General features: G+C 45.7%; 21 protein-coding genes. 19 read left to right on the top strand and 2 right to left on the bottom strand.

Annotated elements, in window-relative coordinates:
- Positions 1-285 precede the first annotated feature (285 nt).
- The 6 genes from ACU1JV_RS04265 to holA all read left to right on the top strand — a co-directional run bounded on the left by ACU1JV_RS04265 (position 286) and on the right by holA (position 8010).
- Entirely contained in the window at positions 286-933 is a 648-nt protein-coding gene (locus tag ACU1JV_RS04265; protein WP_413986697.1) for a ComEA family DNA-binding protein, read from the top strand.
- Between the two features lie 87 nt (positions 934-1020).
- Positions 1021-1539: a deoxycytidylate deaminase gene (locus ACU1JV_RS04260; protein ID WP_413986696.1), complete on the top strand. Its 519-nt coding sequence runs from the start codon at positions 1021-1023 to the stop codon at positions 1537-1539.
- Positions 1540-1618: 79 nt separating this feature from the next.
- A complete protein-coding gene (locus tag ACU1JV_RS04255) occupies positions 1619-4348 on the top strand; it encodes a ComEC/Rec2 family competence protein (RefSeq protein ID WP_413986695.1) in 2730 nt (909 codons plus the stop codon).
- Positions 4349-4756: 408 nt separating this feature from the next.
- Entirely contained in the window at positions 4757-5305 is a 549-nt protein-coding gene (locus tag ACU1JV_RS04250) for an RNA polymerase sigma factor (RefSeq protein WP_013311184.1), read from the top strand.
- Positions 5302-6765, top strand: a complete 1464-nt coding sequence (locus ACU1JV_RS04245) for an anti-sigma factor family protein (RefSeq protein ID WP_413986694.1) — start codon at positions 5302-5304, stop codon at positions 6763-6765. Before ACU1JV_RS04250 ends, ACU1JV_RS04245 begins: the two co-directional genes overlap by 4 nt.
- A 213-nt stretch (positions 6766-6978) precedes the next feature.
- The gene (gene holA / locus ACU1JV_RS04240) at positions 6979-8010 is read left to right on the top strand and encodes a DNA polymerase III subunit delta (RefSeq protein WP_025674274.1); all 1032 of its coding nucleotides are present in this window, start codon (positions 6979-6981) and stop codon (positions 8008-8010) included.
- A gap of 83 nt (positions 8011-8093) precedes the next feature.
- On the opposite strand, the gene rpsT is transcribed toward holA, so the two are convergent.
- Complete coding sequence (rpsT, locus tag ACU1JV_RS04235; protein ID WP_013372187.1) at positions 8094-8366, bottom strand: 30S ribosomal protein S20; 273 nt, start codon at positions 8364-8366, stop codon at positions 8094-8096.
- Positions 8367-8564: 198 nt separating this feature from the next.
- Between rpsT and gpr the strand changes: the two genes are divergently transcribed.
- The 6 genes from gpr (at position 8565) to ACU1JV_RS04205 (ending at position 15712) form a co-directional block, all read left to right on the top strand.
- Positions 8565-9566, top strand: a complete 1002-nt coding sequence (gpr, locus tag ACU1JV_RS04230; RefSeq protein ID WP_025674275.1) for a GPR endopeptidase — start codon at positions 8565-8567, stop codon at positions 9564-9566.
- A gap of 232 nt (positions 9567-9798) precedes the next feature.
- A complete protein-coding gene (locus ACU1JV_RS04225) occupies positions 9799-11058 on the top strand; it encodes a stage II sporulation protein P (RefSeq protein ID WP_413986693.1) in 1260 nt (419 codons plus the stop codon).
- Between the two features lie 27 nt (positions 11059-11085).
- Entirely contained in the window at positions 11086-11595 is a 510-nt protein-coding gene (locus ACU1JV_RS04220) for a hypothetical protein (RefSeq protein ID WP_165079562.1), read from the top strand.
- A gap of 71 nt (positions 11596-11666) precedes the next feature.
- Positions 11667-13481: a translation elongation factor 4 gene (gene lepA / locus ACU1JV_RS04215; protein ID WP_165079563.1), complete on the top strand. Its 1815-nt coding sequence runs from the start codon at positions 11667-11669 to the stop codon at positions 13479-13481.
- A 410-nt stretch (positions 13482-13891) separates the two neighbouring features.
- Complete coding sequence (gene hemW, locus ACU1JV_RS04210; RefSeq protein WP_040103291.1) at positions 13892-15079, top strand: radical SAM family heme chaperone HemW; 1188 nt, start codon at positions 13892-13894, stop codon at positions 15077-15079.
- Positions 15080-15235: 156 nt separating this feature from the next.
- Positions 15236-15712, top strand: coding sequence for an N-acetyltransferase (locus tag ACU1JV_RS04205; RefSeq protein WP_025674283.1), 477 nt, complete (start codon positions 15236-15238; stop codon positions 15710-15712).
- A gap of 71 nt (positions 15713-15783) precedes the next feature.
- Here the strand turns inward: ACU1JV_RS04205 and ACU1JV_RS04200 are convergent, their stop codons facing one another.
- The gene (locus ACU1JV_RS04200) at positions 15784-16248 is read right to left on the bottom strand and encodes a hypothetical protein (RefSeq protein ID WP_058829911.1); all 465 of its coding nucleotides are present in this window, start codon (positions 16246-16248) and stop codon (positions 15784-15786) included.
- 442 nt (positions 16249-16690) lie between these two features.
- On the opposite strand from ACU1JV_RS04200, the gene hrcA reads away from it, so the two are divergent.
- From hrcA to ACU1JV_RS04165, 7 genes are all read left to right on the top strand, one after another.
- Positions 16691-17722, top strand: coding sequence for a heat-inducible transcriptional repressor HrcA (gene hrcA / locus ACU1JV_RS04195; protein ID WP_013372178.1), 1032 nt, complete (start codon positions 16691-16693; stop codon positions 17720-17722).
- A 121-nt stretch (positions 17723-17843) separates the two neighbouring features.
- Positions 17844-18416 carry a nucleotide exchange factor GrpE gene (gene grpE / locus ACU1JV_RS04190; RefSeq protein WP_040103293.1) on the top strand — a complete coding sequence of 191 codons (573 nt, stop codon included), beginning with the start codon at positions 17844-17846 and terminating at the stop codon, positions 18414-18416.
- A gap of 87 nt (positions 18417-18503) precedes the next feature.
- Positions 18504-20339 (top strand): molecular chaperone DnaK, encoded by a 1836-nt coding sequence (gene dnaK, locus ACU1JV_RS04185; protein WP_013372176.1) that lies wholly within the window; start codon positions 18504-18506, stop codon positions 20337-20339.
- 246 nt (positions 20340-20585) lie between these two features.
- The gene (gene dnaJ / locus ACU1JV_RS04180; RefSeq protein WP_013372174.1) at positions 20586-21710 is read left to right on the top strand and encodes a molecular chaperone DnaJ; all 1125 of its coding nucleotides are present in this window, start codon (positions 20586-20588) and stop codon (positions 21708-21710) included.
- A 153-nt stretch (positions 21711-21863) separates the two neighbouring features.
- On the top strand, positions 21864-23519 hold the full coding sequence (gene dcuS, locus ACU1JV_RS04175; protein WP_413986692.1) for a DcuS/MalK family sensor histidine kinase: 1656 nt from the start codon (positions 21864-21866) through the stop codon (positions 23517-23519).
- The gene (dcuR, locus tag ACU1JV_RS04170; RefSeq protein WP_013372172.1) at positions 23512-24219 is read left to right on the top strand and encodes a two-component system response regulator DcuR; all 708 of its coding nucleotides are present in this window, start codon (positions 23512-23514) and stop codon (positions 24217-24219) included. Before dcuS ends, dcuR begins: the two co-directional genes overlap by 8 nt.
- A gap of 120 nt (positions 24220-24339) precedes the next feature.
- Complete coding sequence (locus ACU1JV_RS04165) at positions 24340-25686, top strand: 2-hydroxycarboxylate transporter family protein (RefSeq protein WP_040103296.1); 1347 nt, start codon at positions 24340-24342, stop codon at positions 25684-25686.
- Positions 25687-25719: the final 33 nt, after the last annotated feature.

Below are 25719 nucleotides of genomic sequence, written 5' to 3'. Positions count from 1 at the left end.
TTCAACGTCCTCCTTTCATACTTTGCGGTATAGACGCTGTGCTGTCATTCTTCTTAGTGTATGCACTTGGTCTTGGCCGACATGACGAATTTTATGTCTGAACACATTAGATCATGCTTGGGGCCGCACCACTCTTTGTATAAATGCTCACAGCGAGAACGTATGGAGGTGTTTACAAACCTCCGGTTTGAGGGGAATTGGACAGATTTGCTCTGTTAGATTGAGACGTTGGTCTTCAGTCGGTTCAATTCCGAAATCCATGTGGAGTAGGGGACGATACGAAAAATGAAACGCGTATGGACAGGAACGGCAATAACGCTTGCTGTAATCGGGAGTGGACTTATTTTGTTTGCCGGAGGGCAGCGCTCTGAGCCGCAAGAAGAGTGGAGTTTGCTTAACCATAAGGTGGAGCAGGCTTTGGTGATGGAGTCGGAGTCAATTGAGTCGCAGCGAAGCAGTGACTATGCCCAAGGAAAGCATGCTGTAAAAGAGGCTTCAGACCAAGCTGAACGCAGAGCGAATGTCGAAGCTGTTGACAATGTGAAGCATAATACTAAGCAGAGTTCTACTGGTGTATCTGCTGCTATGAGTGAAAACTCCATGGCGGGGAATTCAAGTACCGTAAAGCAGTCAGATGTTGCGGATTCGAGATCAGACACAGCTGTTGCAAGTTCGGATGCTGCAACGACGAGTAGGACAAATACGGTGAATGATTCGGTTATTCCATCCGTTTCCGGTGAAAAAAAGGTAAACATTAACACAGCGACTGCTGCCGAGTTAATGGAACTTCCGGGGGTTGGGGCTAAAAAGGCCGAGGCTATTTTGAACTATCGTAATCAGCACGGGCTGTTCAAACGTGTGAACGATTTGGATCGTGTAAAAGGAATCGGAGCTAAAATGTTAGCGAAAATGAAGCCGTATGTCAGCTTATAACTTATTTAAGTTTACGGTATAGGCTTTGAGAGAGTGGCTGTAACGGATATGTTTTACGTTTAACTTGTTTATACGGGAGAGATGGAAATGAGTGCAGATGTACGCAAGGACTGGGACACCTACTTCATGGATATCGCTTATATGGTATCCACCCGTTCGCGCTGCGCGCGGCGTCATGTTGGAGCCGTACTTGTACAAGGTAAGAAGCTATTGGGGACGGCCTATAATGGCGCACCATCCGGGGTGCCTGACTGTTCTGAGGCAGGCTGTATGATCTCGGAGGAATATGAGGTCGTTCACCGTGATGGACGGGAGGAAATGGTTAAGAAGCAGCGTTGTATTCGCACTATTCATGCGGAGCAGAACCTGTTGCTGTTTACTGACCGGATTGACCGTGAAGGCTCCTCCGTATATGTCACCGACCAGCCGTGCTGGACGTGTGCCAATATGTTGGCGAACAGCGGTATTGTGGAGATTGTATATCACCGACCTTATCCAAAAGATGCCAACAAGGTTCGTGCTATGATGGAGGAAAAGGGAATCGCCTTTCGTATGCTGGAGACATATCATCCACCACAGGAAACGCTGATGGATGTTAAAGATTAATTAATATACGAGGAAGAACCTCTGACAATGCTATTTTGTCAGGGGTTCTTTTTTTGTTTTGTGAGTTGGACAGAAAGCAATGTTTTTGCGAATGGAAGGTGATTGTATTCAAGCCCAACTTGTGTTTACTAGGCCTATATTAAGTCTCACTGTTTGTTGGATTATAGGAAGTGCAGGAGCGTGTCTGTATTCGGGACGGATACTTTTATTACTGTGGGCGGGAGTTACCCTGATTTCCCCACTTATAGCTTTACTGATGAAAATTCCCATCCGACATATGGTATTGCTATGGATTGCATTAAGTAGTGGTGGATTTCATTGGTTTTGGCATGATACGCATAATGTAAGCAGTATTCCTGGTGCTCTTCATGTATCGTCTTCTGTCATAGAAGACATGCCTGTTCAAGCAGCAGGGTTTATTGCTTCAGAAGTTGAGATTGATGGGGATCGTGCGCAGTTTGAGATGAGAGTTACTTCAATCCATCACTTTGCAAGTCAATCCAATAAGGTTGAACATCGAGGATCTATTTCTGAACAGGTCATTGTTCATATCAAGTTGGCTGCGAAGCAGGAACAGCAACTTGCGGCAGCATGGCAGCGTGGGGATGCAATCCTGCTGCGTGGCCGCTTAAAGGCACCGGCAAAAGCAGGGAACTTTGGTAGTTTTGATTACAGTAAATATCTGCACACACAGGAAATTCACTGGCTTTTCAAGGGGGCTGGAGCCGCCTCGTTACAGAGGCAGGAGGCTTCACAGTGGAACCGCTACATATTATTCAGATGGAATGATCAGCTTAGAGAGCAGCTAGGTCAAAAAATGGAATCTGCTTTCACATCACTTCTTCAGGCAGGATATATGAAAGGCCTGGTACTTGGGGTTACAGATGAGCTGGACCCAGCAACGTATAATGAATTTACGCAGCTTGGTTTAACGCATATTTTGGCGATTTCAGGTATGCATGTGGCGGTATATGCGGCCACATTATTATATTTACTCAAGTTATTACGAGTTAGCCGTGAAACCTCTCTTACGATTGTGATGGTACTGATTCCGGCTTATGTCCTGCTGACAGGTGCTTCTCCCTCTGTTGTAAGAGCGGGAATTATGGCGATGATTGGCTTGTTTGCAGCTCGGCGAGGGCTGCTCAAAGACGGACTTAATATTTTAAGTATATCTGCGTTGCTTATGTTGCTATGGAATCCATACTACCTGCTTAGCGTCAGCTTTCAGCTGTCCTTTTTGGTAACAGGTGGGTTGCTCATATATATGCCGCTTATGAAGCCGTTTTTCGCCAAATGGCCCCTCCTGATCGGTGGTGAAGTTGCGATTACAGTTACGGCACAGCTTGTTTCGTTTCCAATGACGGTATTCTACTTTAATCAATTTTCGTTATTATCATTTGCGGCTAATTTTGTACTTGTCCCCCTAATTACATATATCGTGCTTCCACTAGGTACGGTGGCCATGGGAATGGCCTTTTTATGGGGGGATGGTGCTCGTATCCTTGCGTGGCCGGCAGAGCAATTGAACGATCTGACCTTTTGGCTTGTGAAATGGCTGAATGTAGATGATGCTTATGTGAGTATTTGGCCGTCTTCTTCTATTCTGTGGGTTCTGGCGTATTATGCAGCTTTGTACAGTGTTTTGTACTGGCTCAAAACGTGGTTGGCATCCCGAAGGAAAACGGGCGACATTTCCGTTGTGAATTCTACTACCATAACATCACCTATGTATACAGGATTAGAGGCTGCTGCTGAGTGGGCTGCTATTTTGCAAACGGCTCATGAACCCGAGGGTGCAGGGAAATTTGCGCGTCGACAGTGGAATGGATATCGTCATGTGGCACTGGCTTTAAGTGGTATTGCCTGGCTTGGCATACTATGTATAGGGTACCAATCTCCTAGTGAAAGAAACACGGGAGTTGTTCAGTATCTGGATGTGGGCCAAGGTGATAGCATTTTAATTACAACGCCGGGAGGGAAACATATTTTGGTGGATGGCGGGGGTACAATGGACTTTGCAACAGGAAAAAACGCTTGGCGCAAGCGTACAGATTCCTACGAGGTAGGCGCGGATACGATTGTCCCCTTGCTAAAGCAACGTGGGGTGCACCGGCTGGACGCTGTCATTTTGACGCATGGAGATCATGATCATGCCGGAGGTCTACAGGCTGTATTTGACCAAATTCCCGTATCCACCTTATTTTTTAACGGTACCCTAACAGACAAAGCCCCATTCCGGAAGTTGTTAAACACGGCTTTGGACAAGCAGATCAAGCTGTACGGTGCACATCATAGCATGGAGTGGGAACCGGACCGGGATACGAAAATTCGCTTTCTCTATCCGTTTAAGCTGGAGGAGAACGAATCTGAGCAGTTGCCTGTTATGAAGGAACAGAATCATTATTCTGTTGCCATGATTTTAGAGATGGAGGGGGCCTCGTTTTTATTCACAGGAGATATGGATGATGCTGCAGAGTCGCTGTTGCTTTCTGAATTAACCCGTTCTCCATCTCGTGTGAAAGCTCAGGAGGGAATAGGAGCTGCAAGGAAAGCTGTCGACGTTATGAAAGTGGCACATCACGGAAGTAAGTATTCCACCTCGGAAGAGTGGTTGTCCTATTGGCAGCCGAAAGTATCCGTCATATCAGTTGGTGCAAGCAACACATATGGACATCCGAATAAAGCGGTATTGGAACGTTTGGCCGAAATTGATTCTGCCATATATCGAACAGACACAATGGGAGAGGTACAGATTCGTGCGCAGCAAGGAAAGCTGAGTGTGCGGTATCAACGCAAACGTGAATAAATAGATACAAAATGATTTTGATTATACAAAAAAAGCAGGCTTATAACAGCCAATAATTTGCCTGCCGATATCAGATAAGGGATACCAATACTCAATCGACGATTTTTATTTTCAAGATCCGATTGCTCTGTCTTATCAATTAGAACTTATATCTGATTTTCTGATTTCCAATAAATCACAAAACGTTTCATGCAATTCAATAGGTTCAGTATCTAGATATATGTAGGGGCTGAGGGAAGGTGACTACCTTCCCTTTTTCTGTTATTCTAAGGGAGGATACAATGGGGATTCTGGGCATTTTGTTATAATTTTTTTTATTAAAAAAATAAAATTAGCGTCAGACGTCTATCCTGCAACAATTTGCAAAAGGGATACGTCTGTAATATTGCAGGGAGAGGGGGATCCTTTGTGGTAGAGCAGGGACTCATCCGAGCCGCTCAATCGGGCGATCGCGACGCTCTCATTACCCTATTAAGAGAGATAGAACAGCATGTGTACCGTACGGCATATTACATTCTAAATAATGAGCAGGACGCCATGGACGCTTCACAAGAAGCCCTCATACGAATATATTCCAAAATTAACTCTTATGAGGAAAAAGCGCAGTTTAAAACCTGGGTCCAACGCATTGTAACGAACATATGCATCGACAAATTCAGAAGAACGAAGCCTTCGGTTTCCATTGACGAGCATGACATGATATTTAACGACCCCCAAAACGTGGAGGTCGAGGTGTTAACCTCTTACATGGCACAGGATGTTCGTGAGGCTATACAACAGCTCCCGGAACACCACCGGACGGTAATTGTCCTGAGATATTTGCAGGATTTCTCTTATAACGAGATTGCCGATTCTCTGGATTTGCCGCTAAATACGGTCAAGTCATACTTGTATCGTGCAAGACAACAATTGCAAGGGCTACTTCAGGAGTATCAGAAAGGTGGTGTATCAGGATGAAGTGTGGAGAAGAGGTGATGGATTGGATGCAGCGTTATGTGGATCATGAACTGGGTGAAGAAGAGACGTCCCAATTAATGAACCATATTGCGACTTGCCCGGACTGTGCGGAAAAATTTCATATTCTTCAGACACTCTCTCGCGAGCTGGAGGAATTGCCTGCGGTTTCCCCGGCGTTCAGCCTGGTGGATTCCATCATGCCTCAGCTTGATGCCATTGACCGCGCACGTGAAGAGCAGGGAAGCGCGCTTCAGGAAATGCAGCCTGTAGCTGCTGATCCTGAGCCTGGAACAGGGCTTGGACAACGTACTCAGCCTGTGCCTTGGTGGAACCGGGTGGGAGGGCGTGCTGCCATGGGCGTGGCTGCCGCTGCCGTTGTACTGGGGATTGTAGTATTCAACTTCGAGCCTAAAACAGTACAGGATGCGGAAGGCATACTTACATCCCAGTCGCCCGAGGTGACAAGCCAGCAGAATCAGACGGAAATTCCAGGTACGACCAATGGGAGTGGAGGACGTGATGCAACCATTGGAGCGGAATCAACCAAGCCGCCATCTGAACAGGGACAAGGAGCCGATTCCTCTCTGACACCTGCAGATAAGGAACCTGACTTGGGCGACCAGGGAATAAACAGTTCAGATGACAAAAAGAATCCTTCCAAACCGGATGCTGGGAAGGTGGATGATCAGCAAGCTGGCGAGGAACCTTCAACAAAGTCTGCACCGACTAAACATTCTTCCCGTCAGGATGAAAAGCAGGTACAGCCAAACGTCGATCGTCAGGCCTCAAAGGATGACTCGTCTGCAGATGCTCCTCAATCCGATGACAAACAGTTAAAACAGAAAAAATCTGATCAACCCACGATTGCTCCTGATGAACAGCTGGATCCGAAAATGGAAAAGGCACCATTAGCAGATACGCGTACCGCTCAGGAGGATAACAGCGATGATACAAGTACAAATGATGCATCTTCGTCGCTTAGTCAGGAATTGAAGGTACAGAGTCGAATTGCTTCAAATGAAACGTCGAAAGATACGACATCCAAAAGTGTCACCAAGGATGCTGGGAACTCCTTAGGAGCGGATAGCAGCAATGCAGCTTCTAATGATGAGCAATCATCCGTGTCACAAGACCCGGTTCGTAGAGAAGGCTTTGTATCTAATTCGCTGGTCTCTCCGGACAGCAATAATGCTTCCACCTATGGTGCCCAGTCCGCCTCTACAGATCAGTTCAACTCGCCTGATGGTAGCTATGCAGTGGCTATTGAAGGCAAAAAGCTGAAAGTGTATAAGCTTTCCGATAACGGTGTAGACCGAACAACACTGGAAGTCCGTACTCTGAAGGGTGCTTGGGTCAAAGGAAGCTGGTCAGATGACAGCCAGACCTTTATGTATGAGACGGAGCAGGATGGGACTGCAAGTAAATATACGTACACCGTCCCGCGTAGCACTGGAAAATAGTTTCCGTAAGTTGGCACACTTTTAGAAACAGAGAATAAACTATATGAACCGACGTCGTATCCCGACGGTTGAAAGTTTCTAGAGCTTTCTGCTGCCGTGTTGATATAGATGGTGGTGAAGGGATTCTGCCTAAAGGTGGGGTCCCTTTGTTTGTGTCATGACTTGCCTTCCGGTCGGATGTCAGGTACGATCAGTGGGTGGGGGGAACGGAAAATGGATGTAAAAACAGCCTCTAAGGCTATTCGCAAAGGTGATATTTCGCCAGTGTATCTGCTATATGGCAGTGAAAAATATCAAATGAAGCAGTTTGTTGATATGCTAAAAGAGAAGGTGGTGGAGGAGGAGCATCGTGACTTCGCCATTATTTCTTATGATTTAACCGAGACGCCAATTGAGGTGGTTGTGGAGGATGCGGAGACAGCGCCTTTTCTGGTGCCGAAAAAGCTAATTATTGTACGGGATACCAGTGTATTTGCAGCAGGCAAAGATAATGGCAAAATAGAGCACCGTCTTGAGACTCTGTTGACTTATATGGATAACCCGACTGACTATAGCGTCATCGTTTTTACGGTTCAGGCTGAAAAGCTGGACGAACGGAAAAAGATCGTCAAGAAACTGAAAAGTGATGCCTCAGTTATTGCTTTCGCCCCTATGGGTGGAGATGATCTTGTAGCTTGGGTCCATAAGCGTGCAGCAGAAAGAGAAGTGCAGTTGGCAGCAGGAGCGGCTGAGAGACTCATTCAATACACGGGTACCGGGCTTCAATCCTTGGCTGCCGAGATAGATAAGCTGTGCTTATACGCAGGAGCGCAGGGAACGATTTCATCCGCTGACATTGAATCCCTTGTGCCTCGTAATACAGAGCAAAACGTATTTGCGATGGTTGAGGATCTGGCTAATTTGCGGCTGGATAAGGCGCTCAGTATTTTTTATGAATTGCTTAAGCAAAAAGAGGAACCAATCAAGATTGCAGCTTTGATCACACGGCAGTTTCGTATTATGTTGCAGGTCAAAGAGCTGGCAGGTCAAAGCTATTCTCAGCAACAAATTGCGAGTCAGCTCAGCTTGCATCCTTATGGGGTGAAAGTTGCAGGGGATCAAGCGCGACGCTTCCGTCCTGAGCAGCTGCGCCAGCTTCTCTATGAACTGGGCGAGCTGGACTATCATATGAAAACAGGTGTTGTTGACAAGGTGCTGGGACTCGAACTATTTTTGATGAAAATGGGAGCAGGTGCTTCAATCTAATCTCATAAAGTTATAAACTAAAAAATCCTGATCAGCCAAGGCTGGTCAGGATTTTTTCATTAACGTATAAAAGTAGCTCTTGCTTACGCTTGAGCTGTAAGAGCGTTAAGTTTTTTCGCCAAGCGGGATTTCTTGCGAGCAGCTGCATTTTTGTGGATCAGACCTTTAGTTACAGCCTTGTCCAGCTTTTGGGAAGCCACTTTGAAAGCAGCAGCAGCAGCTTCAGCTTCGTTACCTACCAACGCTGTATCGGCAGCTTTTACTGCTGTACGAAGCGCGGATTTTTGGGAAGCGTTCAACGCACGGCGTTTGTCGCTAGTTTTAACGCGTTTGATAGCGGATTTGATGTTTGGCATTACATTCACCTCCTGTAAAGGCATTACTTATGAACACAAACGTTTCACAACTTAAAATATTTTAGCATGCCACACCTCAAATTGCAATAAGAAAACATTCTAAGACGATGCAAATTACAGGATGAAAATGGATGTGCATAAACCTGCTGGGTGTCTCGCACACTATAGCCAGAGATGGTATACAAGGAGGTTTAAAAGATGGATCTGGATTTGCAGAAGTATGCAGTACGCACGGATTTGGCATTAGAGGCAAGAGAGCTGGCAGAACGGAATCAGCTTGTACCGCTGGCGGGTATAAATGAGAATGTGGAGGAAGATAACGGTATTAAAATTACGCGGCTGGATGTATTAAATGAAGAAGGAGCCAACCGTATTGGGCGGGTACAAGGGCATTACGTTACGCTCGAAGTACCTGGCTTGCGTGAAGGCGACACTGGACTTCAGCAACGGGTAGCTATTGCCTTTGCCAAAGAAATGGAGCATTTTATACAAAAAATAGGGATTTCTAAGGTGGCAAGAGTGCTGGTGGTAGGGCTGGGAAATTGGAATGTTACTCCTGATTCTCTGGGTCCGCTTGTCGTTGAAAATTTAATGGTCACCCGTCAATATTTTGAACTGACACCTGATCAGATCAACCCTGGATATCGGGATGTGAGTGCAATTGCGCCGGGTGTTCTTGGTATCACGGGAATCGAATCCAGTGAGATCGTTCAAGGCATTGTGGATCGCACAAAACCAGAACTGATTATTGCTATTGATGCTTTGGCGTCACGTTCACTGGAGCGTGTCAATACGACTATCCAGGTGGCGGATATCGGAATACATCCAGGTTCAGGTATTGGCAACAAGCGGCGTGGTATCACCAAGGATATTATGGGGGTTCCGTGTATCGCTATCGGCGTTCCAACGGTATGCTATGCTTCGACCATCGTCAACAATGTAATCGAACTGATGAAAACGCATTTTACCAAAGAAAAAGCTTCTACCAAAGTAATTCTCGGAATGTTGGATGAAATATCAGAACCTGAGAGACTTGGACTAGTGAAAGAGGTGCTCCAACCACTAGGGCATGATTTGATTGTGACTCCAAAAGAGATTGATGAATTCATTGAAGATATCGCAAATATCATTGCGACCGGATTGAACGCTGCTCTACATGAGGCTGTTGATCCCGACAATGTCGCCGCTTATACGCATTAATGAAAGGCTAGCAAAACCATCTTTCTAAGACACGACACAAAAATCTCTATTTAACAGGTAGCCTATCTCTTTCGAAAAGGGGTGGGCTGGACCTGTGATAGAGATTTTTGTGTTCTAGTAATTGTTCTCCGTTCATAGAGTTGAAGTATAAGAGATTTCCGCAACAGATAGGAACCCTGTGTTCTGAATGTAATAAGCGGGTTTCGACGGGACGAAGGAGGACAAGGCTCACATGAAAAAAATTCAGACCTGGAACGTCGGAAGATGGAGAAGAAAAGGTATCGAAATTTTGGCAATGGGACATACGCTTGTGCTGCTTATCATGGGCTCGGCGCTTTTATTTGTCGTTTTGGGACTAGGAGGGTTGGCAGAAAATCGTTTGCAAACCTCTCCTGTTTCTTCGATGAAAGGATTGGCAGGCTCGGTGTCCAGCGGTTTTTTCGCGGATATGCTAGGTATGGAGGTACCTCATTTGGCACAAAAGAAGCAGCATTCTTCGTTGTCGGGTGAACAATGGTCGCCATTTGTTTTTCAGATGCTTACAGGTATTAATCCGCAGGATCCCAAAAGTCTCATTTCTCGTGAAATTCCTGGCATGTCTGCTGGTGCGCCTGTCTTGCTGCGCAAGGGTTCGGGGAACGACAAGGTAGAGGGTCCTACGGATTATCAACCTGATCAGGGAACGACAGATACCCCTGGGGGTTCAGACGCAGCTGAGAACCCGCCGTCTACTACGCCGGGTATTCCGACAACACCGGAAACAGACCCTGCACGTGAGGATGATCCAGGTGATGCCGCCAAAGGGGAGAAGCGTATATTAATCTACCATTCTCATCCCAGAGAAGCATATAATCCATTACTGAGCAAAACCAGCTCTAACCCCAATTCAGGCTCTAAGTCAGCTAATGTATCAAGGGTAGGTGACTTCGTAAAGAAGAGACTGGAAAAGCAAGGGATATCTACACTGCATGTAAACAAGGATTATGCCACCACAGTTCAAAATTACAATTGGAACTACTCCTATAAATATTCACGCGCAACAGTCAAGGAGGCTTTGGCTCAAAATAAAGGTTTGACTTATCTGCTTGATATTCATCGTGATTCGCAACGTCATGGAAAAACAACAGCCACCATTAATGGACTTTCTTATGCCAAAGTGTATTTTATCATCGGACATGACAACAAAAATTGGCGTAAAAATGAAGCTTTTGCTGCTCGTATTCATGAAAAGCTGGAAAAATCCTATCACGGCGTATCACGAGGTGTATGGGGAAAAGATGGCGGCAAAGGAAACAACGGTGAATATAATCAAAGCTTGTCTTCGCATAGCATTTTGATCGAAATCGGTGGGATTGACAACACGGAGGAGGAGTTAAAACGAACTTCTGACGTTTTGGCGGACATGATCAGTGAAGTGTATTGGGAGGATCAGAAAGCCCAGAAGGCGGGCACCGACGTATCTGACACCAAAAAGAGCAATAGCGGCAATTAAATAAGGTAGCAGTTAGGGGGGGATATAATGACCGGACATTTTCGTAAAAAAGCGCTTGGATTTGTGCTTCTGATCGGAGCGGGCGTGTTACTTGGCATGCAGCTGGCAGGTTCTGGTCTGCGCTCAGTCTATGGCCCGGAATGGGACGAGAATCCAGTTTCATCAGTAAATCAACAGAAAGTTGAATATGAGCAGACGGTGATTGAGGATACCCCGGCAGCTGATGCCCGAGCGCATAATGGTACGTATAATACAAGTAGAAAGGTCGAGTTTGAGCCACAAACGGACACGAATGAAGGGAATACAAACGAACGAAGTGAGGAACAGACCGCACGCTGGACACATGAATGGGATATTAAGACTGCACAGGATGACAATAATCAGCAGGGCCTAGAGACCCCTCGTGAGTTGCTAGCCGTAAAGGCGCAGCAGGCTTCGGTGGATACCATGGCTGACAAAACGGCTGGACTGCTTCAAAATCTGTCAAGACAGGGCATTCGCTGGGTTGTATCTGTATTTGACGGGGTAACAGAATAGAAATATTGCTGACCCCCCTTACAACTGCTATAATAAGCTGATTGATACTAGGCATTGTGTGGGGGTAAGGCATGACTGACATTTTGGCAAGACAACGTAAAATTCGGAACTTTAGTATCATTGCACATATAGACCATGGTAAATCTACGCTGGCTGACCGGATCTTGGAGTACACCGGTGCACTCACTTCCCGCGAAATGCAGGAGCAAGTGCTTGACCAGATGGAACTGGAGCGGGAGCGCGGGATTACGATTAAGCTCCAGGCAGTGCGACTCACTTATAAGGCCGATGACGGCGAAGAGTACATTTTGAACTTGATTGATACACCGGGACACGTCGATTTTACCTATGAGGTATCTCGTAGTTTGGCAGCCTGCGAAGGTGCTTTGCTGGTAGTAGACGCAGCGCAGGGGATTGAGGCGCAGACATTGGCTAACGTTTATTTGGCGTTGGACAACAATCTGGAGATTTTGCCAGTGCTTAACAAGATTGATTTGCCAAGTGCTGATCCTGAACGGGTAAAGCAGGAGATCGAGGATGTTATCGGTTTGGACACGAGTGAAACCGTACATGCTTCAGCCAAAGCTGGAATCGGTATCAAGGAAATTTTGGAACAAGTGGTCAGAAGTGTGCCTGCTCCGCAAGGAAATCCGGATAATCCGCTCAAGGCGCTTATTTTCGATTCGCATTATGATCCTTATAAAGGCGTTATCGTATATGTACGTGTTGTAGATGGCAGTATCCGTGCGGGTTCGAAAATTAAGATGATGGCCACTGACAAAACGTTTGAGGTTATCGAGGTTGGAGCTTTCATGCCACGTATGACGATCGTGGATGAGCTAAATATCGGTGATGTTGGTTTTATCGTTGCCGGAATCAAGCATGTGGGCGACACTCGTGTCGGGGATACGGTAACGGATGCCAAAAATCCAACACCAGAACCGATGCCAGGCTATCGGAAAATTAATCCAATGGTGTATTGCGGTCTGTACCCGATTGAAACATCGGAATATAACGATTTGCGTGAGGCGCTTGAAAAGCTGCAACTGAACGATGCTTCGCTCAGCTTTGAACCGGAAACATCCAGTGCGTTGGGCTTCGGCTTCCGTTGCGGTTTCCTTGGTCTGCTTCATATGGACGTTATTCAGGAACGTATTGAACGTGAATTCAATATTCCGCTGATTACAACGGCACCAAGCGTAATTTACCGTGTACAATTGACTAACGGGGAAACGCTTGAAATTGATAACCCATCCAACTACCCGGAAGTAGGACGTATTGAACATGTAGAAGAGCCATATGTTAAGGCAGGCATCATCGTGCCAAATGATTATGTAGGTACAGTTATGGAGCTTTGTCAGAGCAAGCGTGGTGAATACGTGAACATGGAGTACCTGGATACAACACGGGTAACGATTACGTACCAGATTCCTTTGTCTGAAATCGTATATGATTTCTTTGATCAGCTTAAATCCAGCACCAAAGGTTATGCTTCCTTTGACTATGAGATTTCAGGCTATCGCCAATCTAATCTGGTGAAGATGGATATTCTGTTGAATGGTGAGCAGGTCGATGCATTGTCATTCATCGTGCATAGAGATCGAGCTTACCACCGCGGACGTATCATTTGTGAGAAGCTGCGCGAGTTGATTCCACGGCAAATGTTCGAGGTGCCAATCCAGGCATCTGTAGGAACAAAGGTTGTTGCGCGTGAAACTGTTAAGGCTATGCGTAAAAACGTCTTGGCCAAATGTTATGGCGGCGATATTTCCCGTAAACGGAAGCTGCTTGAGAAGCAAAAAGAGGGCAAGAAGCGTATGAAGCAGGTCGGTAACGTAGAAGTACCACAGGAAGCATTTATGGCGGTACTGAAGATAGATGAGTAAAGCAGTTTGAAGTATTCGTCCATTCTTTCATGAGGCATTTGCCATGCATGGAGAATGGACGTTCTTTATTTGAGCAAGCTATTCAGGACAGAGAGCTCGTTCAAGTTCTGATTTAGAGTAATATGGCAACTATATTTAAATCTTTAGAGTATGTCTAAAATGTTTTTCGTTTACTGCAACACCTACACCACAAAAAATGACCGATTCGTGGTGGGCAGCAGCGGAGTGGGCCATTTGAATCTGGAGAAGCGTAGCGTTCGCCTTTACTCCCCAATTTTATCCCTAAGAGTGCTTATATAATGGAAAATTGGGGAGTAACAGCGATCAGAAGATCAAATGGAACACGAAGCGGTTGGTCTCGACCTCGGCTCATTTTCTCACTATACCCTGAATCGACAAGGAGGATCGGTATGACCGCATCCATACAAAAACATGAATATTCATCCGCGCCTCAAGCGGTTTATCTGCATATACCTTTTTGCACGAATAAATGCTTTTACTGTGACTTCAACTCTTATGTGCTCAAGGATCAGCCTGTTATGGAATATCTGTATGCCTTAGAACGGGAGATGGAACATACGGTCAAACTTCACCCGCCAGGAGAGATAAAGACCATTTTTGTCGGGGGAGGAACACCAACAACCCTCAATCCGAAGGAAATGGAATATTTCCTGAAGAGCGTTCGTACCTATTTTCCAAACTGGGCGGAAGATATTGAGTTTTCCATGGAAGCCAATCCTGGCACAACTGATTTTGAAAAACTTTCTGTGATGAAAGAGGGCGGCGTCAATCGACTCAGTTTTGGTGTGCAGGCTTTCCAGAATGATCTGCTTACAGGCATAGGTCGTATTCATAGTACAGATGACGTCTATCGTAGTTTGGAAAACGCACGTAAGGCCGGCTTGGACAATCTGTCGATTGACCTGATGTTCGGTTTGCCGAACCAAACGGTCGAGATGCTGGATGAAAGCGTCAGTAGAGCGCTGGAGCTGGATCTTCCTCATTACTCTATCTACAGTTTGAAGGTTGAAGAGAACACGCTCTTCCACACGTTATACCAGAAAAATCAGCTGCCACTTCCACATGAAGATGACGAACTGGAAATGTATTTGCTCCTTATGCGTCGCATGAAAGAAGCGGGTTATGAACAGTACGAAATTAGCAATTTCGCTAAACCAGGTTTGGGTAGTAAGCACAATATGACTTATTGGCGGAATGAGGATTATTATGGTCTTGGCGCTGGGGCACATGGTTATGTTGGCAGAGAGCGTCATATGAACATTAAGGGCATTAACCCTTATGTGGAGGCTACTCGGAATGGCCTACCGCGTTTGGACAGCTTTGAGGTGCCGACGGCGGAAGCTATGGAGGACTTCCTCATGGTCGGTTTGAGAATGCTGGAGGGTGTGTCCAAATCCCGCTTTGAAGCTCAATTCGGTCAGACATTGGAAGACACGTTTACAGTTCCTCTTAGAAAAATGCTGAATGCAGGGTTAATCGAATCAATCGAGGATGGGTATCGTTTGAGCGAACGCGGTATTTTATTCGGAAATGACGTATTTGCAGAGTTCATCGGTTCGATCACGGTAAATTCATAAGTTGCAAGCTTCAATACAGTACATTTTGACTTCGTAAGCTGGGCCATCATTTTATTACACCATTCTGCCACAGCAGGGTAAATGGAGTATTGCGATTCTATGCGTAATGTTGTATATTTATTCATTATATGCGGCAAGCGGCAGGAGGAGAGCAAAATGGCTTCAGTGTGTAAAGATGTATTGTGCAGAAGTGCGGTTCCTGAAGATGTGGAGCCTTTATATCAAATGATTAGCGGCTATGCAGAGCGGGGGATTATGCTGCCACGTTCAAGGGAAGTGCTTACGCGCCAACTGGAGCTGTTTATTGTTGCAGAGGTGGACGGCGAAGTCGTTGGTTGTGGTTCTTTATGCAAATTGGGGGCTGATTTGGTAGAAATTCGCTCCCTTGGTATCTCTGAGGGGCATAAAGGAATGGGAATCGGCTCCAAGCTTGTGGAAGGCCTTATTAGAGAAGCACGGCGGCAACATATTCCTAAAATTATGGCACTGACCTACGAGGTATCCTTTTTTATAAAAAACGGTTTTGATGTAGTTAGCAAAGAGATTTTCCCTGAAAAGGTATGGACTGACTGCATTCATTGCAGTAAACAAAACAATTGTGATGAAATCGCAGTGTTGAAAGTACTGAACTGACCTGTCAATAATGAGGTCAGTTCAGTGTTTTTTTATCAGGACGCAGCCTTGCGTATGTGTTACAGCTTACATTATTGTGCCTCTGTTCGTTTCTCAAATGTTTGGAGTAACCACCAAATAAATTGATGATGAGGCTCCAGTTCCGAAGGTATATCACTCAGGCTTCTTATGGGATGGTCCTTATGATAATCCGTATCATTATAAAAGTATGTAGTGCCATCTAACGGGACTTGACCTTTGTATTTATACAAGGCGACAATATATTTTTCAGACTCTCCAGTTCGGCTTGGACGATATGTGTACTCTTCCCAATCAGCTGGTGTTAAATCATCATAATGTAATATAGCAGTGACACTATATTTTATTTGCTTGGTAATGCTTGGACTGAATTCTTGTGGGTAAAATAAAATGGTATTCCATATGCTTAACAGTATTGTAGGGATCAAGATTAAGGCACACCACAAGGTTCTTAATTTACGAATTAAATGGTTCACTGAAATCATAAGGGCAGCGTTCAGAATAAAAACTAGTGGCAAAGCAAGGATTCTTCCTAGGCCTGTGTACGGAAACAATTCGATTAAAATGTAAAACATACAAATTGTAGGTGAAAGAGCGATTAATGCGTATAAAAGGTTGCGGCGCTGGCTTCTCAGATCCTATTCCTCCTCAAAGACAATAAAGTTACAACAGTTTGGAGACACAGTCTCAATTTTTTGCATTCTGTATCCCTATACATAAATACGGTTTGGATATGATGAATAATGAGGGTTTATGTGAAAAAGTGTAAACGCTCTGTTTCCATATCAATAATCAAAATGGATGTAATAAATCTCGTTTATTGAAAATACTGATCTGACTTGACAATGATCAGGTCGGTTTGGTATTTTTGTATTATCAGTTAGCACTCATCGCGAACGAGTGCTAATGATTCCATTTAACAATCATGCTATTATGGATAGACGATAAGGGGGGATTCGCTTGTTAACCGAACGTCAGAGACTCATTTTGAATGCGATTATTGATGACTACATTCGTTCGGCTGAGCCAGTGGGTTCCCGCAGCATATCCAAAAGGCAGGATGTCGGATTCAGCCCAGCCACAATCCGTAATGAAATGTCGGATTTGGAGGAACAGGGCTATCTGGAGCAACCCCATACTTCTGCGGGACGCATCCCGTCTCATAAAGGTTATCGTTATTATGTGGACCATTTGGTGCCACTAAATACACTGAAGCCTATGGAAATGCGGGAACTAAAAGCCTTTTACGCCGAAAAGCTGAATGTAATGGAGCAAGTGATTCAGCATGCATCAGGCATTTTGTCCCATATGACCAATTATACTTCCATCTTGCTTGGGCCGGAGGTTTTTCATACTTCGTTGCGTCATTTTCAGCTGTTGCCGCTCAACGAAACGACGGCTGTGGCGATTATCGTGACCAATACCGGTCAGGTGGAGAATAAAACGGTGGATATTCCACCTGGAATTTCAATTTCCGAGATGGAAAAGGTTGTGAATTTACTGAACAGCAAGCTGGTCGGTGTGCCGATTTATCAGCTTAAATCACGCCTTTACACCGCGCTTGGTCAGGAAATGGAGAAGCATGTGTCTCATTTTGAGGACGCTATGAAGGTGCTGGATAAAGCACTCGATAATGAATCGGATCAGCGCTTGTATTTGAGCGGTGCGACGAACATGCTGAATCAACCTGAATTTAAAGATGTAGAAAAGGTTAAACATATTCTCGATCTGCTGGAGGAAACACCAACGCTGCTTAAACTGATGACTCCTGTAGCCGGAGCCCCTGAAATTCAAGTCCGCATCGGTACAGAAAATGATCATGAAGCATTTGCCAATTGCAGCCTGATTACTGCTACATATGCAGTAGACGGAGAAGCGTTGGGTACGATAGGTATATTGGGTCCGACGCGGATGGAGTATGCGAGAGTTATTAATATTTTGGGTATCCTGTCTAAGGATTTGACCGCAATGCTAACGCAACGGTTTAAATAGAACAAGATCGCACAGGTTGCGGTCCTACATGTTCCGCGCCGGGATACGGCTTGTATCCTGCGCGGGTGCATTGTTGCGTGCTTTTGTATGGGTAGTTATGACTTGAAGGAGGTGAAACATTTTGAAGGAAGAACAAGCGTTCCAAGATGAAAAACAACAAAATGTAAGCACAGAGGAAGCTGCCGAAACGAGCCAGCAGGAAGAGCCGGTGAATGAAGCGGCATCACTGGAAGCCGAGGAAGAAAACACAGAGGTGGCAAAACTTCGTGCAGAGGCTGAGGAGCATCAGCAGCGGTTTTTGCGCGCACAGGCGGATTTTGATAATTTTCGCCGCCGTACACTGAAAGAAAAGGAAGACCTTGCTAAATATGCGTCTATGAAGCTTGTTACCGAGTTGGTGCCTGTTCTGGATAACTTCGAGCGAGCGCTGGCAACAGCATCGCAAGGAGCGGAGTCTGAGTCATTCACCAAAGGCGTGGAAATGATTTTCCGCCAGTTTGAGAGTGTGCTTCAGGCAGAGGGAGTGACGGCCATGAATGCAGTGGGACAACCGTTTAATCCTGATTTCCACCAGGCTATTATGCAGGTAGAGAGCGAAGAGCATGATGAAGGCATCGTCGTTGAAGAGGTACAAAAAGGATACATGCTGAAGGACAAGGTGCTTCGTCCAGCGATGGTAAAAGTTAGCATGTAACTTTTTCTATATACATTAGAATTACATCATTTTGATTCAACCATTCTGGCCTGAGGGCCTCGTATATACAGAAGGAGGAATTGTCCGATGAGCAAAGTAATCGGTATTGACTTAGGTACAACCAACTCTTGTGTGGCTGTTATGGAGGGCGGCGAAGCCGTCGTTATTCCAAATCCGGAAGGCGCGCGCACAACCCCTTCCGTTGTCGGTTTCAAAAAAGATGGGGAGCGTACTGTAGGGGAAACGGCAAAACGCCAAGCAATTACGAACCCGGATCGTACAATCATGTCCATCAAGCGCCACATGGGTACAAATCATAAAGAAAACATCGATGGTAAGGAATATTCCGCACAGGAAATTTCCGCTATGATTTTGCAAAAGCTGAAAGCTGACGCTGAAGCTTATCTGGGCCAAACGGTTTCTCAAGCGGTTATCACTGTTCCAGCTTACTTCAATGATGGTCAACGTCAAGCAACTAAGGACGCAGGTAAAATTGCCGGTCTGGAAGTTCTGCGGATTGTCAATGAGCCAACAGCAGCTGCATTGGCATATGGTATGGAAAAATCCGAAGACCAAACGATCCTCGTATATGACTTGGGCGGCGGTACATTCGACGTATCCATTTTGGAACTGGGCGATGGTTTCTTCGAAGTTAAAGCAACAAGCGGCGATAACAAGCTGGGTGGCGATGACTTTGACCAAGTGATTATTGATTACCTCGTAAATGAGTTCAAGAAAGATCAAGGTATTGACCTGAGCAAAGATAAAGCAGCTGTACAACGTCTGAAAGACGCAGCAGAAAAAGCGAAAAAAGAACTGTCCGGCGTGCTGACAACGACAATTTCCTTGCCGTTTATCACAGTAGCTGATGGCGTTCCACAGCATTTGGAGTTGAACCTGACTCGTGCGAAGTTTGAAGAATTGTCTGCAGGTCTGGTTGAACGTACTTTGGGACCTACTCGTCAAGCGATGAAAGATGCAGGCATGAGTGCTAGCGACATCGATAAAATCGTTTTGGTCGGCGGCTCTACACGTATTCCAGCTGTACAAGAAGCAATCAAAAAGCTGACAGGTAAAGAGCCTCATAAAGGCGTAAACCCTGATGAAGTAGTAGCTTTGGGCGCAGCAGTTCAAGCAGGTGTATTGACAGGTGATGTTAAGGACGTCGTTCTCCTTGACGTAACTCCACTGTCCCTCGGTATTGAAACCGCAGGTGGCGTATTCACCAAAATGATTGATCGTAACACGACAATCCCTACGAGCAAATCGCAGGTATTCTCGACGTATGCCGACAATCAGCCTAGCGTAGAAATTCACGTGCTGCAAGGTGAACGCGAAATGGCAGCAGGCAACAAAACACTGGGCCGTTTCCAATTGGGAGATATCCCTCCAGCACCACGTGGTGTACCGCAAATCGAAGTTACTTTCGACCTCGATGCGAACGGTATTGTGAACGTATCTGCTACAGATAAAGGCACAGGTAAAAGCCAAAAAATTACGATCACATCTTCTAGCGGCTTGAGTGACGAAGAAGTAGAACGTATGATGAAGGATGCCGAGTTGCATGCGGAAGAAGATAAGAAACGCAAAGAGTTGGTAGAAGCGAAAAACGCTGCGGACCAACTGATCTACTCCGTAGACAAAACGATTAAAGATCTGGGCGAAAAAGCGGATGCAGGTGAAGTCGAAAAAGCAAATGCAGCTAAAGAAAATCTGCAAAAAACGCTGGAATCCGACAACCTGGAAGACATCAAAAAAGCTACTGAAGAACTGACTGAAATCGTTCAGCAATTGTCTGTGAAATTGTATGAGCAAGCTGCTCAAGCAGCACAAGCTCAAGACGGAGCAGCAGACAGCAAAGGCCGTGACAATGTTGTTGATGCGGACTATGAAGTTGTTGACGAAGATCAGAAGAAAGACTAAGCAACGGATCGGGTAGTGTAACTTTACGGTATACCGGTACGTTATGATATACTGAACAGTAATTGCAGCGTAGCTGCCTTGATAAATAACAATTAGCCTAAGGGTAACCGTTATTTCCAAGATAAATAAGCATATTACGGGTTGTACTGCCTTGAAATGATGGGAAGGTCAGAGCCGGGTCATCCCGCGCCTTTGGCTTTCCTTTTATATGTAGTGCAGACACGTTGTAGGCATGGGGGTGGAACATTGGCTGATAAGCGTGATTATTATGAGGTGCTAGGTGTCGCAAAAGGCGCTTCGGATGAAGAAGTCAAAAAGGCTTACCGCAAGCTTGCGCGTCAGTATCATCCGGACGTGAACAAGGCTGCGGACGCAGAAGCTAAATTTAAAGAAGTAAAAGAAGCTTACGATGTTCTCAGCGATGGTCAGAAGCGGGCAAGATACGACCAATACGGTCATGTAGACCCAAATCAGGGCATGGGAGGCGGCTTTGGTGGTGCCGACTTCGGTGGCGGGTTTGGTGATATTTTTGATATGTTCTTTGGTGGCGGCAACGGTCGGCGTGATCCGAATGCACCGCAACGAGGGAACGATCTTCAATATACGATGACGATTGAATTCAAAGAAGCGGTGTTTGGTAAAGAAACCGACATTCAAATTGAACGTACGGAAACATGCGATACGTGTCATGGTACAGGAGCCAAGGCGGGCACTCAACCACAGACCTGTTCCGTCTGCCATGGCAGTGGACAAGAAGAAGTGGTACAGAATACACCGTTTGGCCGCATGGTTAATCGACGCGCTTGCTCCAATTGCGGCGGTTCCGGAAAAATTATCAAGGAAAAATGTACGACTTGTAGCGGATCAGGCCGTGTCCGCAAGAAACGTAAAATTCATATTCGCATTCCGGCGGGTGTGGATGACGGCGCACAAATGCGTATCAACGGGGAAGGCGAAGGCGGTGTCAACGGAGGACCGGCTGGTGACTTGTACGTCGTATTCCGTGTGAAGTCGCACGACTTCTTTGAGCGTGAGGGAGACGATATCTACTGTGAAATTCCGCTGACGTTTTCACAGGCAGCATTGGGAGATGAGGTGGAGATCCCTACGTTGACCGAGAAAGTGAAGCTGAAAGTTCCAGCAGGCACACAAACAGGCACTTATTTCCGTCTTAAAGGAAAGGGTGTGCCAAAACTGCGCGGCGTAGGTCAAGGTGACCAGCATATTAAGGTAGTTGTGGTAACGCCTAGCAAGCTGAGTGAGGAACAGAAGGATTTGCTGCGTCAGTTCTCTTCGCTTAGTGGAGAGCAGACACATGAGAATGAGCAGTCCTTTTTTGATCGTGTGAAGCGGGCTTTCCGAGGCGACTAAGCCAAAGTCTAAATCGCGGAGCTTCAATCATGAATCCGAGGGGACTATTCCGCAATTGCGGGATAGTCCCTTTTTTTATATTCACGTAAACACATACATAGCCATTTTTGTATAACCAAAGTTAACTATTGAGCTTCTATCAACTAGAAAGGGGTGAGTTCCATCGAAAAAATACGGACAAGTCTGCGTCGGGGTAAGCCGCTTTTAAAGCTCAGAGGTCTAGTAACGCTGCTCGTATGTCTGGTTATGGCACTTGTGCTCCTGCCAGTAACACTGTTATTTGCGGAGAGAGTTGAGCTTGAAACGGAGAAGGGGCTTGAGGAAAAGGCAATGTCCATTGCGCGTACACTCGCCCATACACCGCTTATTATCGAGCAATTGCAACAGACGGGTTCTTCTCCTTCCATGCAGGAGTATGTGAAGAAGGTCTCAACAGCGAATCATATCCAATTTGTCGTGGTTATGGATATGAAGGGAATTCGTAAAACGCACCCCGATGCTAGGAGGATTGGCAAAGCCTTTGTCGGAGGAGACGAGTATACTGCACTTCATGGTCAGGAGAGCGTGTCCGTTGCAAAGGGGACATTAGGCATGTCCATGCGAGCCTTTTCCCCCGTGTTCAGTGTGACGGGAAAGCAGGTAGGGGCAATTGTTGTTGGTATATCCATGCAAGATATACAGCGGGCCCAGGAAGGCAACACCCGTCTTATTGCTATCGCCATTGGTATCGGAATGTTGATTGGCACAGGAGGAGCGGTTGTGCTGGCTCGTAAAATCAAAAATATGCTGGTCGGTCTGGAACCGCCGGAAATCGCACGTTTGCTGGAGGAACGCAGCGCGATGTTGCAGTCCATCAAGGAAGGAGTCATTGCAGTGGATGAATGCGGTCGTATCATGTTGATGAATGCAGAAGCGATCCGTTTACTGAGGCAAGCGGGAATTGAAGACTTCTCATTCTCTGGACAGGAAATTACTGTTTATTTATCTGCTTTCCGATTACAAGAGGTCTTGGAAGTAAGCACTCCACTGATGGATGAGGAGATGGAGCTGGGTGGGATCACCTTGCTGACCACCAGTGTTCCGATACGGGTCAAAGGAAAAATTGTCGGAGCCATTGTAACCTTTCGGGATAAGACGGAGATGAACCAGCTTGCGGAACGTTTGACCGGAGTTTCTTTGTACACGGAAGCACTACGCGCACAGGCTCATGAATTTATGAACAAGCTGCATGTCATTATGGGGATGGTGCACTTGCGAATGTATGATAAACTGGAACACTATATTATGGACGCCGTCGAACATCATCAAGTAGAGATTGGTTCCATTACTCGGCAGCTTAAGGACCCAGTGATGGCGGGGTTTGTGTTAGGAAAATTAAGCCGGGCCAGAGAGGCAGGGGTAAGTTTTGAACTGACTCCGGGTAGTCACTTGCCTGAATCCAGTCAAACTCAAACGACTCACGAGCTGATTACTATTCTTGGCAATCTGTTTGATAATGCGGTGGAGGCGATGGAATCTCTGGAGCACAAGCGGATTACCCTTTCACTTTATTATGAGGAAAATCAGAAGCATGGCTGTCTGACCTGTATCATGTGCGACAATGGTCCGGGTATACCGGAGGACCTTGTGAAGGCTATTTTTGAAAAAGGTTTTTCGACCAAGGGAGAGTCACGAGGGATGGGACTTTATCTAGTGGCGCAAAGCGTGAAGAGGCTACAAGGTAGTGTAAAGTTGATCCCAGTCGAGCAGGGGTGCTGTTTTCAGATTAAGATTCCATACATTATAGCGGGGAATGATGAACATGATTAATGTCCTGATTGTAGAAGATGATCCGATGGTTGCAGAATTTAACCGCAAATATATGGAGCAGGTAGAGGGATTCCAATGTGGCGGTTGGGCTTCTTCGGTGGAAGAGGCTAAGAAATATTTAGCTGAACAAGCTATTGATCTGATATTGCTGGATGTGTATATGCAAGAAAGTAATGGCCTCGATTTACTGTCATTCATACGGGAGTCTGGAGTGAATGTGGATGTTATTGTCATCTCAGCTGCAAGTGACATGAGTAGTGTCAAAAAGGCGATGAATTTTGGCGCTGTGGATTATTTGATCAAGCCTTTCCACTTTAACCGTTTTCTAGAGGCACTTACCGGGTATCGAGAGCACATTAGTATTGTGCGTGAGCGCAGTCTACTATCGCAGGAGGAGCTGGATCGACTGATTTATCATAAAAGCTTGACTAAAGACTTGGCACGGTTGCCCAAGGGGATAACGAAATCCACGCTGGCTATGATATGGAATTGTATCCAGCAGCATCATAAGGTTCTATTTTCCACGGAGGATATTGCGGAGAGTGCAGGGATCTCCAGGGTGTCTATGCGCAAGTATTTGGCTTTTATGACAGAGATTGAAGTGCTTTCTATGGAAACTATATATGGTACCATTGGACGCCCTGTTTACCAATATCAGGTTTTGCCGCAGGCAGAAGGAATCATCAATAGTTATATTTAGCCCTATTTCTGATTACTTTAGTTACAAAAGTTAGTTCTTAGTTTTAAAACCAAATAAAGCGTTTTCCAAGGTGTAGAATGGGAACATGATCATCATTCTTCACTTTATGGAGGGAGATTTATGGAAAATGCTACGAACCAGCCTGTCATTCAAAAGGGGCAAAGATGGAGTAAAAATACTGTAGATGGGTTTAGGATGCTGGGGAGGATAAAGGTGGGAGTGATTCCTCTTCCGCTATATGCCGTGATCGCGCTAATTGTTTATGCGGCTGCAATTACAGAAAGACTTCCGAACGATCTATTAGGCGGGTTTGCCGTCATCATGATTTTAGGTATATTGCTCAGTGATCTGGGAGCCAAACTTCCGCTGCTTAAACATATAGGCGGGCCAGCCATTTTATCCCTTATGGTTCCATCGTTAATGGTATTTTGGAATATGTTCAGTCCATCTGCGATGGGGGCTGTGCACACGCTTATGAAAACCTCGAATTTTCTTTATTTTTACATCGCATGTCTAGTAACCGGCAGTATTCTTGGTATGGATCGCAAAATGCTGATGAATGGAATTGTCAAAATTTTTGCCCCCATTATCATAGGATCTATTGCTGCTGTTGCCGTCGGTATGGTGGTGGGTATGGCTTTTGGCTATAGTGCTTATCACACATTTTTTTTCATCATCATTCCGATTATTTCCGGCGGGATTGGAGAAGGCATCTTACCGTTGTCCATTTCGTATGGAATGGTACTGGGCAAGGATTCTGCAGTATTCGTATCCCAGTTTATCCCGGCTGCAATTATCGGTAACATTGTTGCAATTATAGGTGCAGGCGTCTTGAAGAGATTAGCGGAGAAAAAACCAAAAACTTCTGGTAACGGAAGGTTGTTAAAACTCGAAAAAGACAAAGGTGAGTTATCTCCGGTAAACTTGGGACAATCCGTTTCTTTTCCATTAATGGGTGGTGGTCTGCTGTTGGCCTGTACTTTCTTTATTGTGGGTAAGCTGCTGGAGCCGTATCTCCATATTCCAGGGCCGATTCTCATGATTCTGGCGGCGGCATTAATTAAATGTATTCAGATCATGCCGAACACATTGGAGCAGGGAGCTTTTCATTTGTACAAATGTATAACCGCTAGTCTGACGTGGCCCTTGATGGTGGGGTTAGGTATTTTGTATGTGCCATTAGATAGTGTAGTTGGGATTCTAACGGTTCCTTATGCGATTACCTGTGCATCTGTAGTGGTTGCATTGATTGTTACTGGATACTTCACAGGAAAATGGATTCACATGTATCCCGTAGAAGCTGCTTTGGTGACCAGTTGTCGCGGTGGATTGGGGGGCACGGGCGATGTAGCCATTTTGTCTGCATCCAATCGGATGGAACTGATGCCTTTTGCCCAAATTGCAACACGGATTGGCGGGGCGGGCACGGTCATTTTAGCCACCTTGTTACTCCAATTATGGAGCTGATGAGTTTTATACACAGGAATGAGTTTCATATCC

It is taken from the genome of Paenibacillus sp. T2-29 (assembly GCF_052921365.1).
The sequence above is the reverse complement of the archived record's forward strand: the minus strand, read 5'-3'. Positions and strand labels throughout refer to the sequence as shown.